At 67.0% G+C, this 14,086-nt stretch carries 17 protein-coding genes; 7 read left to right on the top strand and 10 right to left on the bottom strand.

Annotated elements, in window-relative coordinates; translation table 11 throughout:
* Positions 1-5 precede the first annotated feature (5 nt).
* Both BM43_RS05200 and BM43_RS05195 read right to left on the bottom strand, forming a co-directional pair.
* On the bottom strand, positions 6-1,124 hold the full coding sequence (locus BM43_RS05200; RefSeq protein ID WP_036056591.1) for a hypothetical protein: 1,119 nt from the start codon (positions 1,122-1,124) through the stop codon (positions 6-8).
* 59 nt (positions 1,125-1,183) lie between these two features.
* Positions 1,184-2,305, bottom strand: a complete 1,122-nt coding sequence (locus tag BM43_RS05195; protein ID WP_036056592.1) for a porin — start codon at positions 2,303-2,305, stop codon at positions 1,184-1,186.
* 193 nt (positions 2,306-2,498) lie between these two features.
* Between BM43_RS05195 and BM43_RS05190 the strand changes: the two genes are divergently transcribed.
* On the top strand, positions 2,499-3,467 hold the full coding sequence (locus BM43_RS05190) for a LysR family transcriptional regulator (protein WP_013690043.1): 969 nt from the start codon (positions 2,499-2,501) through the stop codon (positions 3,465-3,467).
* A 64-nt stretch (positions 3,468-3,531) separates the two neighbouring features.
* Here the strand turns inward: BM43_RS05190 and BM43_RS05185 are convergent, their stop codons facing one another.
* Positions 3,532-4,362, bottom strand: coding sequence for a hypothetical protein (locus tag BM43_RS05185; protein ID WP_036056593.1), 831 nt, complete (start codon positions 4,360-4,362; stop codon positions 3,532-3,534).
* 282 nt (positions 4,363-4,644) lie between these two features.
* Here BM43_RS05185 and BM43_RS05180 point away from each other — a divergent pair, with 282 nt between their 5' ends.
* On the top strand, positions 4,645-5,028 hold the full coding sequence (locus BM43_RS05180; protein WP_036056594.1) for a VOC family protein: 384 nt from the start codon (positions 4,645-4,647) through the stop codon (positions 5,026-5,028).
* Positions 5,029-5,170: 142 nt separating this feature from the next.
* The gene (locus BM43_RS05175; RefSeq protein WP_042283408.1) at positions 5,171-5,890 is read left to right on the top strand and encodes a nitroreductase; all 720 of its coding nucleotides are present in this window, start codon (positions 5,171-5,173) and stop codon (positions 5,888-5,890) included.
* A gap of 37 nt (positions 5,891-5,927) precedes the next feature.
* On the opposite strand, the gene BM43_RS05170 is transcribed toward BM43_RS05175, so the two are convergent.
* The 5 genes from BM43_RS05170 to BM43_RS05150 form a co-directional block, all read right to left on the bottom strand.
* Positions 5,928-6,611, bottom strand: coding sequence for a DUF4336 domain-containing protein (locus tag BM43_RS05170; RefSeq protein ID WP_036056596.1), 684 nt, complete (start codon positions 6,609-6,611; stop codon positions 5,928-5,930).
* A 114-nt stretch (positions 6,612-6,725) separates the two neighbouring features.
* Positions 6,726-7,289, bottom strand: a complete 564-nt coding sequence (locus BM43_RS05165; protein WP_036056597.1) for a cysteine hydrolase family protein — start codon at positions 7,287-7,289, stop codon at positions 6,726-6,728.
* 52 nt (positions 7,290-7,341) lie between these two features.
* A complete protein-coding gene (locus BM43_RS05160; RefSeq protein ID WP_036056598.1) occupies positions 7,342-8,187 on the bottom strand; it encodes an MBL fold metallo-hydrolase in 846 nt (281 codons plus the stop codon).
* A 19-nt stretch (positions 8,188-8,206) separates the two neighbouring features.
* Entirely contained in the window at positions 8,207-8,533 is a 327-nt protein-coding gene (locus BM43_RS05155) for a hypothetical protein (RefSeq protein WP_036056599.1), read from the bottom strand.
* Positions 8,534-8,554: 21 nt separating this feature from the next.
* Entirely contained in the window at positions 8,555-9,100 is a 546-nt protein-coding gene (locus BM43_RS05150) for a hypothetical protein (protein ID WP_036056600.1), read from the bottom strand.
* A 166-nt stretch (positions 9,101-9,266) separates the two neighbouring features.
* Here BM43_RS05150 and BM43_RS05145 point away from each other — a divergent pair, with 166 nt between their 5' ends.
* The 4 genes from BM43_RS05145 (at position 9,267) to BM43_RS05130 (ending at position 12,140) form a co-directional block, all read left to right on the top strand.
* Complete coding sequence (locus BM43_RS05145) at positions 9,267-10,190, top strand: LysR substrate-binding domain-containing protein (protein WP_036056601.1); 924 nt, start codon at positions 9,267-9,269, stop codon at positions 10,188-10,190.
* A 174-nt stretch (positions 10,191-10,364) separates the two neighbouring features.
* Positions 10,365-10,991 carry a glutathione S-transferase family protein gene (locus BM43_RS05140; RefSeq protein WP_036032170.1) on the top strand — a complete coding sequence of 209 codons (627 nt, stop codon included), beginning with the start codon at positions 10,365-10,367 and terminating at the stop codon, positions 10,989-10,991.
* A 4-nt stretch (positions 10,992-10,995) separates the two neighbouring features.
* Positions 10,996-11,637 (top strand): glutathione binding-like protein, encoded by a 642-nt coding sequence (locus tag BM43_RS05135; RefSeq protein WP_036056602.1) that lies wholly within the window; start codon positions 10,996-10,998, stop codon positions 11,635-11,637.
* Positions 11,638-11,702: 65 nt separating this feature from the next.
* Positions 11,703-12,140: a VOC family protein gene (locus BM43_RS05130; RefSeq protein WP_025102078.1), complete on the top strand. Its 438-nt coding sequence runs from the start codon at positions 11,703-11,705 to the stop codon at positions 12,138-12,140.
* Between the two features lie 111 nt (positions 12,141-12,251).
* On the opposite strand, the gene BM43_RS05125 is transcribed toward BM43_RS05130, so the two are convergent.
* Positions 12,252-12,572, bottom strand: coding sequence for a DNA-binding protein (locus tag BM43_RS05125; protein ID WP_036056603.1), 321 nt, complete (start codon positions 12,570-12,572; stop codon positions 12,252-12,254).
* Complete coding sequence (locus BM43_RS05120; protein ID WP_036056604.1) at positions 12,569-14,044, bottom strand: aminotransferase-like domain-containing protein; 1,476 nt, start codon at positions 14,042-14,044, stop codon at positions 12,569-12,571. The genes BM43_RS05125 and BM43_RS05120 overlap by 4 nt, the downstream gene beginning before the upstream one ends.
* Positions 14,045-14,086 lie beyond the last annotated feature (42 nt).

Here is a 14,086-nt window from a genome sequence, read left to right as displayed (position 1 = left end):
GCGGCTCATGATCCACACCCCGGCGTGTCGTACATGGTCGCCAGCGCGCAGGCAGAGGTCAGCATGCGCGCACCGTTGTGGCCGACGCCCGGCACGATGTGCAGGCTCTGGTTCAGCCCCTGCGGATGGCGGCCCTGCAGGTAGTGGAAATAGGCTTCGGCACGTGCCACGCGCTGCGGGCCCTGGGCCTCGGCCGGGCAGCTCTGGTCGAGCGCCTTCTGCTGCGGATCGTCGTCCTTGCCGCCCACCAGGTAGGTCACGCGGCGCGCGACATAGGCGGCCTCGAGCTGGGCCGGCGTGCGATCGGCCAGGTACGGCGGGCGATGCGCCATGCCGTACTTCCAGTCGTCGTAGCCGGGGCAGGCGGCCGCGTCGAACGCGGCCGGCTTGCCGTCGGCGCCGGGGCGCTCGGCATCGAAATAGGCATAGGAGGACGGGCTCGACACCACGTAGCGCAGGGCGATGCCCTCGCGCGCCAACGCGCCGGTCTCGCGCGCGGCCACCGCGTAGCGCTGCACCACCTGGCCGCCACCCGAATGGCCGGCGAACACCACCGTCTTCAGGTTCGGGAAACGCTTGCGATCGGCCAGGCGCTCGACGATCGCGTCGAGCACCGTATAGGAGCTCACCGCCGCCGGCCCGAGCGCGTCGTCGCCGGCCATCCAGCCGTTCGCGTCCCAGCGCAGCAGGTCGGCGGGCTGGTCGGTACGGCCGGCCAGGTCGAGCGTGGCCAGGAACTGCGGCGCGATCAGCAGCGTGCCGGCGACGTCGGCGCCCTTCTCCGCGGCCGCGTCGCGCCCCTTCTCCGCGCTCTCGAAATAGCGATCGGCATTGCGCAGCTTGCCGTGGATCACGATCACCGCGCGCGTCACCTCGGGCAACGGCTGGTTCCAGTCGCGCGACAGATAGAGCGGGAACTCGGCGGCGCCGGCCGGCGTGTCGAGGCGCAGCCGCGTGCCGGAGATCACCGACACGGGGCGCAGATGCGCGTTGTAGACATGCGGCGCGGCGGCGCCCGAGGCCTCGGCGGCCCGGGCACCCGGCCCGCCGGCGAGCGCGAGCGCCGCGAAGACCGCGGCGCTCGCGCCTCGCAGGGCGCGAGGGGTGATCGCTTGGACTTGCATCAATACGACTCCTGGGGACTGCCGCGCGGCGCGCGGCCCGGGCCCGACATCATGATTCATCAAAACCGGTGGAACATGCCGAGCGTGACGCCGGTCTGGTTCGGACCGAAGGCCGTGGCGTCGGTGGTGCCGACCGGCGTGTACGTGCCGTTGTTGCCGCGCGTGGCCTGCGCATAGGCCACCGTCGCGTACAGCGAGGTGCGCTTGGACAGCGCGTATTGCGTGCTCAGCACCCCCATCCACGTATTCGAGTTGCCCGGCGTCTTGTCCTGGTCGTAGTAATAGGCGGCTGTCACCTTCAGGTTGCGCATCACCGGGTAGCGCACGCCCGCGAACCACAGCGCCTGCGCCGACGAGGCCGTCTTGGTGCTGGCCGGGTTGGTCAGGAAGTGCTCGTAGCCGGCCATCAGCTGGCCGCGGCCGATGTCCTGGCGAAACGACAGGCTCAGGTTGCGCGACTTGGTGAAGTTGCCGCTGGTATTGACCGCGCCGTTGCGGTAGTCGTAGGCAACCGCGGCGCCGAAGGTGCCGCCGTCGTAGTCGAGGCCGCCGCCGTAGGCCGCGCTGCTCTGGAACGAGGCCGCATCGCCGCCGAAGCTGTAGCCTGCGATCGCAGTGACGCCCGCGAAACGGCCGACGTACTTGACCATGTTGCTGTTGCGCGCGCGGAACGAGAAGTTGTTCGACGAGCCGGTGGTCGGGAACCAGGTGTATTGCGGCGAGAACGACATCGGGTCGTAGCGCAGCAGGATGTCGTACATCGGGGTGTATTGCAGGCCGAACGACAGCGAGCCGAAGGTGCGGTTCGACAGGCCGACCGCCGAGGTGCGGTTGAACAGCGTGCCGGCCGTGGCCTGGGTGCCGTCGTTGGTGTTGAAGCCGGATTCGAGCACGAACCACGCGGCATTGCCGCCGCCGAGGTCTTCCGTGCCGCGCACGCCGAAGCGCGAATTGTGAATCCCGCCTGAATTCATCTGCACCAGCGAGCCGCTGCCGCCCTTGGCCGCGTGGCTCAGGTATTCGACGTTCGCGTCGATCACGCCATACAGCATGACCGAGCTGCCGCCGCCTCCACCGCCGCCCGTCGCGAGCTGCAAGGCCTCGTCGACTTCGTCCTGCTGCGCGTAAGCGGACGCGCATCCGACAAGCAGCATGGCCGCTGCGGCGTGGTGCTTCTTCATAACGGGTCTCCTGAACGTTGTTGTGCCGTCGTGGCGGCTGCCCCCGGTCGCCCGGAAAGCCCCGCCGTATATGGGTTCGACGTGTCAGGCGCAATGCTAGGGAGTCCCGAACCAGATGTAAAATATCGATTTCCTTGTAGTCCCATATATGTAGAATATGGGTCGATCGTCCCGCCTCGCCGGAGCCCCCTGCATGGAATTGCGTCACCTGCGGTACTTCCTCGCCGTTGCCGAGGAAGGCCAGTTCACCCGCGCCGCCGAGCGGCTCGCCATGCAGCAGCCGCCGCTGTCGCAGCAGATTCGCCTGCTCGAGGAGGAGATCGGTTTCGACCTGTTCGTGCGGCAGCCGCGCGGCGTGGAGCTGACGCCGGCCGGGCGCGCCTTCGCGCAGAACGCGGAACTGGTGCTGGAAACCCTGCAGCAAGGTGTTGCACACGCGCGACGGATCGCGCGCGGCGAGTTGGGCACCATCGCGGTGGGCCTGACCAGTTCGGCCGGTTTCCACCCGATGACGACCGACGCGATCCGCGGCTTTCGCGCCGCGCACCCCGGCATCGAGATCACGCTGGCCGAGCTGAACGCGGCCGAGCTGACCGAGCGGCTCGCCAACGGGCAGCTACAGGTGGCCTTCCTGCGCAAGCCGGTGGACACCCTGCCCGGCATCGCCTTCGAGCCGCTGCTCGACGAGCCGATGGTGGCGGTGCTGCCGGTCGGGCACCGGCTGCTGACGGCGATGGCCGAAGGCGACCCGCCGCCGACGATCTCGCTGAAGGCGCTGGAGCACGAGGAATTCATCCTGGTTCGGCGGCCCGGCGCGCCGGGGATGTATGCGGATTTTCTCGCCGCCTGCCGGCGCCAGGGTTTCGTGCCGCACGTCGCGCGCGAGGTGCCGCGCATGCTGACCGGCATCCACATGGTGGCGGCCGGGCTGGGCGTGACGCTGGTGCCGGCCTCGATGCGCCGCTACGACCATCGCAGCGCGGTGTTCTGCCCGCTGGCCGACGACGCCGGTTTTTCCGCGCCGCTGCATCTCGCGCATCCGGCCGAGATGGGCGATCCGGCGGCGGCGCGCTTCGTCGAGTTCGTGTTGCGGCAGAAGGCGATGGCCGACGACGACGCGGATCGGCGCGGCAAGCGCGGCGCCGACTCGGGCGAGGCCTGAATTCACGCCGGCCCGGGCCGGCCACGCCGCCGCGGTTCGGCGGTGTGGCCGGCACCTGCGGGGCTCAGGAATGTTCGGCCCGGAAATGCTCGTCGTCGTTATATCGGCCCTGGAACAGCAGACGGTCCTCGCTGCCATCGGGCTTCAGGGAGTGGAGCTTGACTTCGGTGCGGATATTCTTGCCGACCGATTCGAAACGAATGTGAATCGGCTCCAGCCCGATAAATTCCGTGGTCGATTTTCCGTCCTCGTAGCTGAGCTTGTATCCCGCCGAGTACTTGGTCATGTCCCCTTTCTGGAACATCACGCAGGTCGAAGTGGATCCATGAAAAACGACAAAACCGTGAACCGGCAGCGCCTCCGCCAGGCCATCGAATACCGTTATTTTCTTGTCGGCATCGTTGTGGCCATACACGATCACCTGCACGTTCTCGCCCACCTTCAAGGGAAGTTCAACGGCATTGCTTTCGGGGATGATTTTGATGCCGCCATATTCCTTGCCCGAAACCTCGGCTGAATAATTGGCGTAGCGCCCGATGTTGCCGCCCTCGAAAATCACCCGCGTCAGCGACTCGGTATTGTCGACGCGCCCGCCGAACGGACGTACCGCATCCCCGCCCTGGAACAGCTTCTTGCTCGCTTCGGCCCCGTTGGCGCCATAAACCCCGATCCGGCTGTTGTAGGCGACGTCCACGTCGGCCGGCACCAGGATCAACAGCTCCTTGTCGATCCGCTCGGGATTCTGGTAGGTATTGCCTTCCACCACGATATCGTAATGCTCGTAGCAGGCGAATGAGCCCGCGATGAATTTCACGCACTTGCGCTGCCGGCCGTCGACGGTGTGATCCGTGATATAGCCGCCGCTCGGCGGTTGAACATGGGAATCGTTGCTCATGGTTTCTCTCCGGTAATTTAATATTGCCGCCTCTGCATTCGACATCGCCAACCATCGGCAATATCAACGCGCGGCAAGGGAAAGATAAGACATTAAGTTTTCGATTCAATGCGAGGCACAGATATTCAATCATATTCAACACTCTTGCGAACGGACGCAGCTCGTTCATTTCAATATTAAATATTGAAAATAATCGGGCCGCCCGGCATCGGCGTTCCCTGCTGTCAGGATCTGACAGCGCGGCCGACTAGACTGGGCGCCCTTTCCTGTCAGGAGCTCGCAATGAAGTTCGCATCGATTCGTGTCGCAACCCGGAATCTCGAAGGCCTGATCGCGTTCTACCAGCAGCTTTCCGGCCTCGAGGCCACCCGCCTCGCCGACGGATTCGCCGAAATACGCTTCGAGGGAGCCACGCTGGCGCTCTCGGCCGAGCAGTTGATCGAGCGCTTCAATGCCGGCGCCGCCGTCGCGGCGTCGAATCGGTCGGCGATCCTGGAGTTCGAGGTGGACGACGTCGACGCCGTGTTCGCCCGCATGAGGGCGGCGCAGGCGGAGCTCGTGATGCCGGCCACCGTGATGCCATGGGGCAATCGCTCCCTGCTGCTGCGCGACCCCGACGGCAATCTCGTGAACGTGTTTTCACGGCCGGCACGGCAGGCCGACTGAGCGGTGACGCCCGGGAGCCCTATCGCATCGACAGCCATTTGCCAGCCGATGAAGGCGATTCGATGGCCACGGCGGCGGCCGTTCGACATGCCGATCGGGATCGTCGAGAATCGATGCGACGCCAACCCTCCCGGGAACCTCCATGCCCGCCTCCGAACCGGAAACCCTGCGGCCTCACGCCGCCCCTCACGCGCTCGAAGTCGTGCGTCGACTGCTCGACGAGCGTTATAGCTGTCGCGCATTCCGGCCGGAGCCGGTTCCCCGCGCGATCATCGAGACCATCCTCGCCGCGGCGCAGCGCACCGCTTCCTGGTGCAACAGCCAGTCGTGGCAGGTCACGATCACGACCGGCGCGGGAACCGAGCGGCTCAAGCGCGTGTTGTACGAGCACGCGTCGAGCGGCGCGCCGCCGGAACCCGACTTCGTGTTCCCGCGCGAATACCGCGGCGTCTACCTGGATCGCCGGCGCGAGAGCGGATTCCAGCTCTACGGCGCGCTGGGCATCGAGCGCGGCGACAAGCCCGCCTATCTTCGGCAGACGCTGGAGAATTTTCGATTGTTCGGCGCCCCGCATGTCGCCGTGATCACCACCGACGAGGCGCTCGGCGTCTATGGCGCGGTGGATTGCGGCTGCTACGTGAGCAACTTCATCCTGGCCGCGCAGGCCTGCGGCGTGGCCAGCATTCCCCAGGCCGCGCTGTCCTCGTATGCGAAGCGGGTCCGCCAGGAACTGGGCCTGGGCGAGGAACGGCGAATGGTGTGCGCCATCTCCTTCGGCTACGCCGACGAAACGCATCCGGCCAACTCGTATCGCACCACGCGCGCGCCGCTCGAGGACGCGGTCAACTGGGTCGGCGAATAGACAGGGCACCGCCCTGGAATAATCGGCCCTCGCGGCCCTAGCGCGCGGAAAACGCCTCGAACGCCTGTTCGAGCGCGCGATGCGCGCCCTCGTCGACGATCGCGTCGTGCGCCATGATCACGCGCGTGAACGGCAAGGCGAGGATTCGATCCGCGCTCGCGCGCGCCGCCCGGCGATCCTTGACCACCATGCGAACCGTTCGCGGCACGGCCAGGCGCTTGCGCACGCCCGTCATCGAGGCGAAGGCCCTGGCCGCGAACCTCAGCTCGCCGCGCCACCACTGGCACAGGTCGGTCACGATCAGCGTGCGCGAGGCCTTGTGGAACCAGACTGTTTCGTTGCCGAACGGAATGCCCTCGAAGAAGACCTGATCGAAATCGGCCGCCCAGGCCGGCTCCACCTCACGCGTCAATTCACGCAGGCCACGCAGGTCCGGACGCTTGGCGGCCAGGCCCGGCGCGCCGAACAGCATCGCCTCGGGAAACGCCTCCAGGCAGGCACCCGCGAACAGGTGATGCGCCTTGTTGGGCGCCACGATGTAGCGCACCGTCCCGAGCGTGTCGAGTTGAGCCCGCACCTGCGCCGACATCGGCACCGGAGAATGCAGCCACAGCGACGAATCGCGGAGGCGCACCACCGTCATGCGCGAGGAGATGGGCAGGCCGGCCGCCACGAAGGCATGCTGGAGATGCCAGATATCGTCGGTTATCGGTTTGAGCATGATGATCGGGGGAGATTCGACACCGGCGGGCGCGCCGGGCAGTCGTGTCGATGAAACCGCCGGATTCGGGGTGACGGGCCGTGTCGCGTCGCCTTCGACCGCATTCAAGGGTCGTCAGCCGCGCTCGCGCGCGAAATCGACGTCGCGGCTCTCGATCACGCCGCCCGCGCGGCCCGGCGCCTTCTGATTGGCCCAGTAGAGATTGGTATGCCGGATCACCGCGTCCGGAGGCGGCGCGCCCCACTGCGCAAGGTCTTCCGTGGTGTGCGCGTCGCCCACCAGCATCGCGTCGTAACCGCGGACCAGCGCGCCATGCAGGGTCGAGCGAATGCACATGTCGGTCTGCGCTCCCACCACCATCAGCCGGCCGACGCCCAGCCGCGACAGCACCGCTTCGAGCTCGGTGTCCTCGAAGGCGTCGCGATAGCCTTTCTCGACAATCGCCTCCCCGGGAGCCGGCGCCAGCTCGGGGACGATCCGCCAGGCCTCGCTGCCGGCCTCCAGATCGGCATCGGCGTGACGGACCCAGACCACCGGGATGCCGGCAGCGCGCGCCTGCCGGATCAAGCCGTCGACGACGACGAGCACCTCGTCGCGCCGATGCGCCTGGGCGACCACGCCGTTTTGCAGATCGATGACGACGAGCGCGAGATTGGGACGATTGGCGAGGGCGGTCATGGGCGGAGGCGGTTCGCGAGGGGAAAGCTATAGTAGCCGGTTCAGGGCCGCGTCATGCCTCGGCATCGTCGAGCAGGCGATACGTGCCGCCGGAGCGCTCGATTCGCGCGAAACCGGCTTCCCCCAGGTGCATGCCGGCGATCAGGAGTCGTTCCGAGCTGACCATGTCCAGCAGCCGTGACCGCGTATTCGCCGCCATGCATGGGTCCTGGTCGAATGCAATCGACACGTCCGGCCGTTCGATCTGGATATGAGGGAAATGGACGATGTCTCCCCAGACCAGCACGCCGCCGTCATGGGATTCGAGAAGATAGCCGGTGTGCCCGTCAGTATGTCCCGGCAGTGGCATCGCGCGAATCCCGGGCAGCACGTTTGCCGAGTCGAAAGCCCGGAGCCGGTCCTGGTAGGCCGTGAACGCTTGACGCGCAATCAGGAAGTTGGAACGCGCCCGCTCGCTGGCGAGGCTCAGCTTGCCGTCGTCCCGCCAGAATTCGAGTTCGCGTCGATGCACCACCAGTTCCGCATTGGGAAAGCTCGCTTGCCCGGTGGTATCCACGAGGCCGCCCACATGGTCGGGATGGGCATGCGTGAGCAGGATGGTGTCGATCGAGGACGGATCGATGCCGGCCAGCAACAGATTGGACCGCAGGCGCCCGCCCCACTGCCGGATGCCGCCGGCCCCGGCATCGACCAGAATCGTGTGGGCCGCCGTGCGTATCAGGTAGCAGTTGATATGCACGGCATCGAGGTCTAGCTGTCCCGCCTGGCCCTGCATCGTGGCGGCCTGCGCCGCATCGATATTCGAGAGCAGGCCGAGGCTGGCGGTGAGATAACCATCGCTGATCGCGGTGATCGTGAAATCGCCGGCCTGCCGGCTCGGAAGAATGGGTGTGCTCATCAGGCTTCTCCTGCCAAGGCTAGTTCCGGGCATAGATATCCGACGCGGCATAGGCGAAACAGCGAATACGCGCGAGCAGTCCGGTATGGCGGACGATGGCGCCCTCCAGTTCGTCCAGAAACCGGTTCATGACCGCGGGCGGGCGAAACGGCTCGTGGCGATACCGGAGCTCGGCGAACACGGGATGCCCGTGCCCGAGCCGAACCGCGAGATAGACGACATGAACGTTCCGCAGTTCGGCTTCGAGCACCTTCGTGCAGAGTTCGATGCAGTCGAGGGAAAGCGCGGCGAGGCACTCGGCCGGCGGCATCGTCTCGGCCTGGATATGGAAGCTCAGGTTCGGCATCGCGGGGCTCCTCGTCAGGGTCTATGCGTTCATTTCGGCCGGCAAGCCGGGAACGCGCCGGAGCTGTTCCGTGATCGGCACATAGGCGTGAACGCCCTCCGGAAAGCCGGCGGCCGGCGCAGCCGCGTGCCGCGGCAATACCGCGAGCCAGCGGCGCTCGGGAACCCGATCCAGCGCCACGGCATGCATGGCCGAGGGCACGACGCCCAATCGGATCAGCGGCGCGGGACCGCTTGCGCAAAGCAGCAGGACTTCGTCGGCATCGACGGCCGGCGCCGGACCGGTATCGCCGTGCAGATTGCGATGCCAATCAGTGATGTGCTGCTGCCATCTGGCGAAATTGCCGCCACCCTTGCGCCGATATTCCTCCCCGCCCAGCACCTCGGGGCCCTCGATCGTATGGATGGCCAGGTAGACGGGACATCCCGCGCTGATCGACCTGAAGCGCTGCGAGGTATGAAAACCGCTGACCGAGATGAGCGCGGGAAGTTTTTCAAGACTGTAGAAGTCGTTCCATTCGGCTTCGCTGCCTGGATCGGCAAAGCTGCATTCGACGGTATAGATCATCGGCTCGTCCTTCGTGACGGATGCGCACCCTGGCGCCGACGTGGCGGCTTCAGTGCAGTGATGTCATGCTAAGCCGGCATCTTTGCCGTGAATAACGAGTTAAAGTCACGCTTCAGTGATATTTGCTCAATCTACTATCGATCACATTCCGCCGGGAGAGCTTTCCATGCGACGCAGGATCCCCAGCAACTCCGCGCTGCTGGCCTTCGAGGCCGCGGCCCGCCACGGCAGCTTCGCCCGCGCGGCAGAGGAACTGGCGCGTACCGAGGGCGCCGTGAGTCGGCAGATCGGCCGATTGGAGGCATTTCTGGGCGTCGCGCTGTTCGAGCGCGTCGGCAACCGGGTGCGGCTCGCGCCCAACGGCCTGAGATACGCGGCGCAGGTTCGCGAAACGCTGGATCGGCTGGAACGCGACAGCCTGTATCTGATGGGACAGCCCGTCGAAGGCGCCAGCATCGATATCGCCGCCATCCCGACCTTCGCCACCCGCTGGCTGATCCCCCGGCTCAAGCATTTCCAGGATCGGCATCCAGGCGTCACGGTGCATATCGCCGAGCGCATGGACCCCTTCCTGCTGGCGGGCAGCGGTTTCGATGCCGCCATCCACTTCGAGCATCCCGCATGGACGGGCATGCACCTCCATGCGCTGCTGGAGGAGGTGCTGGTGCCGGTCTGCAGTCCGGCGCTGCTCGCTCGCGCCGGCGCGAACCGGTCGCTGGATGCCCTGCCGCGTCTGCACCGGCGGCAAAATCCGCACGCCTGGCAGATCTATGCGCAGGAATCCGGCATCGCGCTGGGCAATTCGGCGATCGGCGCGCGCTACGACCTGCATGCCATGCTGATCGAGGCGGCGCTTGCCGGTTTGGGGGTAGCCCTGGTGCCGCGTCTTTATGTCGAGGCCGAACTCGAGCAAGGGCGCCTGATTGCGCCCTGGCCCGACGGCAAGGCGGTCAGCAAGAACTTCTGCCTGGTGCTTCCGGAGCCGATCGAATTGAGCGCGGGGCCGGTGCGGGCGTTCGCCGAATGGATAATCGAGGCCGCACGAGAACCGGCGGATCGAACGCACTCGGGCCTGGATTTCGCAGCCTGATGCGCCAGGCGCCGCTCGTCCAGGGAGCCATCATCGGCGGCTCACCGAACCGGTTGCCAGCGCCGCCAAGAAAGCCCGAGAATACGCGCACCATCCCGCGCCCAGCGGATGGCGAACCTGCACGATGCCGGCCCCGCGCCGTCGATCGGCAGCAAAAAACCTGGGGACACCAACATGATCACCATCTGGGGACGTGCCAATTCCGTCAACGTCCAGAAACTGCTGTGGATTTGCGACGAGCTGGCGCTGCCCTACCAACGCATCGATGCCGGCCTGCAGTTCGGGCGCAACACCGAGGCCGACTATCTGGCGATGAACCCGACCGGCAAGATACCGACGCTGGTCGACGGCGATCTCGTGCTGTGGGAGTCGAACTCGATCCTGCGCTACCTGGCGATGCAATACGGCGCGTCCAGCCTGCTTTATCCCTCCACGCCGCGCGAGCGCGCCGGCATCGACCGCTGGCTCGACTGGTCGCTGTCGACCCTGCAGCCGGCCGAGCGGCCCGTGTTCTGGGCGATCGTCCGCACGCCTGCCAGCGAGCGCGACGAGGACAAGCTCGCCGCCGATATCGTCAAGGTGGCGACGGTGTGGAAGCTGCTCGACGCGCAACTGGACGGGCGCGACTTCGTCGAGGGCGAGTCGTTCACGATCGCGGATATCGTGCTCGGCGCATTCGCCAAGCGATGGTTCGGCTTGCCGGGTGTGCAACGGCCCCCGATGCCGAACCTCGAGCGCTGGTACGCGTCGCTCGCGACGCGCGCCGGTTTCACCAAACATATCGACCACGACCTGAGCTGAACCCATGACCCCCGAACCGATCGCGCTGTATGCCTGGAACACGCCGAATGGCCGCAAGATCAGCGTCGCGCTGGAAGAAATGGCCGTGCCTTACGTGGTTCACCCCGTGAATATCGCGAACCGCGAGCAATTCGCGCCCGAATTCCTGGCGATCAGCCCGAACAACAAGATTCCCGCCATCGTCGATCCGCAGGGCCCGGACGGTCGCCCCATCAGCGTGTTCGAGTCCGGCGCGATCCTGCTCTACCTGGCGGAGAAAACCGGCAAGTTCCTGCCGGCCAGCCTGCGCGACCGGGTACCGGTGATGGAATGGCTGATGTGGCAGATGGGCGGATTCGGCCCGATGCCCGGGCAGGTCCATCACTTCATCGCGCTCGCCTCGGAAGACGACCGCCGCTACGGCCTGAAGCGCTTCTCGGACGAAACGCGCCGGCTCTACGCGGTGCTCGACGCCAGGCTGGCCGGGCACGAATACGTGGCCGGCGCGCTGTCGATCGCGGACTTCGCCATCCTCGGCTGGGCCTGGCGGCACGAGCGGCACAAGGTCGACCTGGCCGACTACCCGAACGTGCGGCGATGGTACGAGGCGCTGTTCGAGCGCCCCGCGGTGAAACGGGGCTTCGAGGTCGCGCTCGACGCAAGCTGAGCGAGGCGGGCTGCGCGAAACCTGCCGGCCGCGGCCGCGAGCCGGATCGACAGCAAGGAGGCGTCATGACAGTCAAGCGCATGGACAACGTCGGCATCGTGGTGGAAGACCTGGATGCCGCGATCGGCTTCTTCACCGAGCTCGGCCTCGACCTCGAAGGGCGCGCCCCGATCGAGGGCGATTGGGCGGACGGCGTCACCGGCTTGCCCGGCATGCGCGTCGAGATCGCCATGATGCGCACGCCGGATGGCCATGGCCGGCTCGAACTGTCCCGCTTCCTCGCGCCGCCCGTCGCGGCGGACCACCGCGCAGCGCCGGTCAACGCGCTCGGTTACCTGCGCGTGATGTTCACCGTGGAAGATATCGACGATACGCTGGCCCGCCTCGGCAAGCTCGGCGCGCAACTGGTGGGCGAGGTGGTTCGCTACCAGGACGTGTATCGGCTCTGCTATATCCGGGGCCCCGAAGGCATACTCGTCGGCCTCGCCGAAGAGCTCGGCTAGCAGCGCGGGCGGCCGAGCCCATCGAAGCCGGGCGAGCCTCACCAGCGCAATGCGACGCGACGCGGCGCGGGGCGACCGCAAGGGCCGCCCCGCCGCCGCCAAGGTCCGCGCCTAGCCCTGCCCGCCGAACAGCGCCTCGCTCAAGCCGATCCCCTCCTCGGTCAGCGCCGCATGACCGATCCCCTCCTCGTTGAGCTCGGTCTTCGTGATCCCTGCCGCGTCGAGCTCGGTGAGCGTGCGCCGCAGCGTGCTCATCGGCACCTGCGAGCGCTTGCTGAGCTTGGCCAGCGACCAGGCGCGCCCGGGCGTTTCGCTCAGCGCGTCGCGCAGGCAGCCCAGCACCGCGACGATCACGGGATCGAGCCCGTCCTCGCCCTCGCCTTCCGGCGGCTCGCCGCCGCGCGCCTCGTCATGTCCCGCATCGATCGTCATCGTGTCTCCTCCTGATCCTGTCCGCGTCGTTTGCCTGCCCTGGTTTCGCCGCCCGCCGGCATCGCCGCCGCCACCAGCCGGCCCAGCGTGCGCACCGCTTCCTCGATCTGCGCCGACCACGGATAACTGTAGTTGAGCCGGATGCAGTGGCGATAGTTGCCGGTGGTCGAGAACATATGCCCCGGCCCGATAGTGATGCGCTCGGCCAGCGCGAGCTGGTACAAGGCGATCGCATCGCAGCCCGGCGGCAGTTCCACCCACAGCACGTAACCGCCCGCCGGCTGCGAGATGCGCGTGCCGTCGGGGAAGAAGCGCCGCACCATCGCACCCATCAGGTTGGCCTGCTGCGCGAAGGTCTTGCGGATCCGCCGCAGATGATGGTCGTAGCCGTCGTGGCGCAAGTACTCGGCGATCCCCAACTGGTCGAGCGCGGGCGTGGCCAGCGTATTCAGGAACTTGAGCTTCTCGACCTGGTCGCGGTAGCGCCCCGGCATCGCCCAGCCGATCCGGTAGGCCGGCGACAGGCTCTTCGAGAACGACGCGCAATGCAGCACCAGCCCATGCCGGTCGAAGGACTTCAGCGCGCTGGGCCGGGCCTCGCCGTAATACAGCTCGTGATAGACGTCGTTCTCGATGGCCGGCACGTCGTGGCGCGCCAGCAGCTCGACCAGCGCGGCCTTGCGCTCGTCGCTCATGCGAAAGCCGAGCGGGTTCTGGAAGTTCGGCATCACCATGCAGGCGGCGATCTTCTCGCGCTCGAGGATGCGCGCCAGCGCATCGAGATCGATGCCGTCCACGGGATGGGTGGCCACCTCGATGGCGCGCATGCCCAGCCGCTCGATCGCGTGCAGCATCGCGTAGAAGGTGGGCGATTCCACCGCGATGGTGTCGCCGGGCCGCGCCACCGCCTGAAGGCACAGGTTGATCGCCTCGGTCGCGCCGATCGTCACCACGATCTCGTTCGGATCGACGGCGATCCCGCGCTCGCCGTAGCGCCGCGCGATCTGCCGGATCAGCTCCGGGTTGCCGGGCGGCAGGTCGTCCATCACGCCCCAGCGCGTGCGCCGCCGCGCGATGCCGTGCATGTGGCGCGCGATCCGCTGCGAGGGAAACAGCGCCGGATCCGGATACGGCGAGCCGAGCGGCACCGCGTCGTCGCGCGCGATCGAGCGCAGCGTGGAGAGCACCAGCCGGCTCACGTCGACCGTCGATGACACCGCGATCGGCGTGCTGGCATGCAGCGCTGGCTGGTCGGCGGCCTGCTCGCGGGCCCGCACGAAGTAGCCCGATTGCGGCCGGCTCTCGATCGCGCCGCGGCTCTCCAGCACCAGGTAGGCCCGCACCACGGTGGTGATGCTCAGGTCGTGCTGGCGGCTCGCCTGCCGCACCGAGGGAATCCGCTCGCCCGGCAGGTAGACGCCGCGCCGGATCATCTCGTCGATCTCGTCGGCCAGCTTCTCGTAACGCTTCATGCCGCCCCTTTTGTGAGCAAACGCAAGCACAGTGCTCGCCAT

This window comes from Burkholderia gladioli, from assembly GCF_000959725.1.
Taxonomy (GTDB): domain Bacteria; phylum Pseudomonadota; class Gammaproteobacteria; order Burkholderiales; family Burkholderiaceae; genus Burkholderia; species Burkholderia gladioli.
This window is presented reverse-complemented; position numbering and strand designations above follow the sequence as displayed.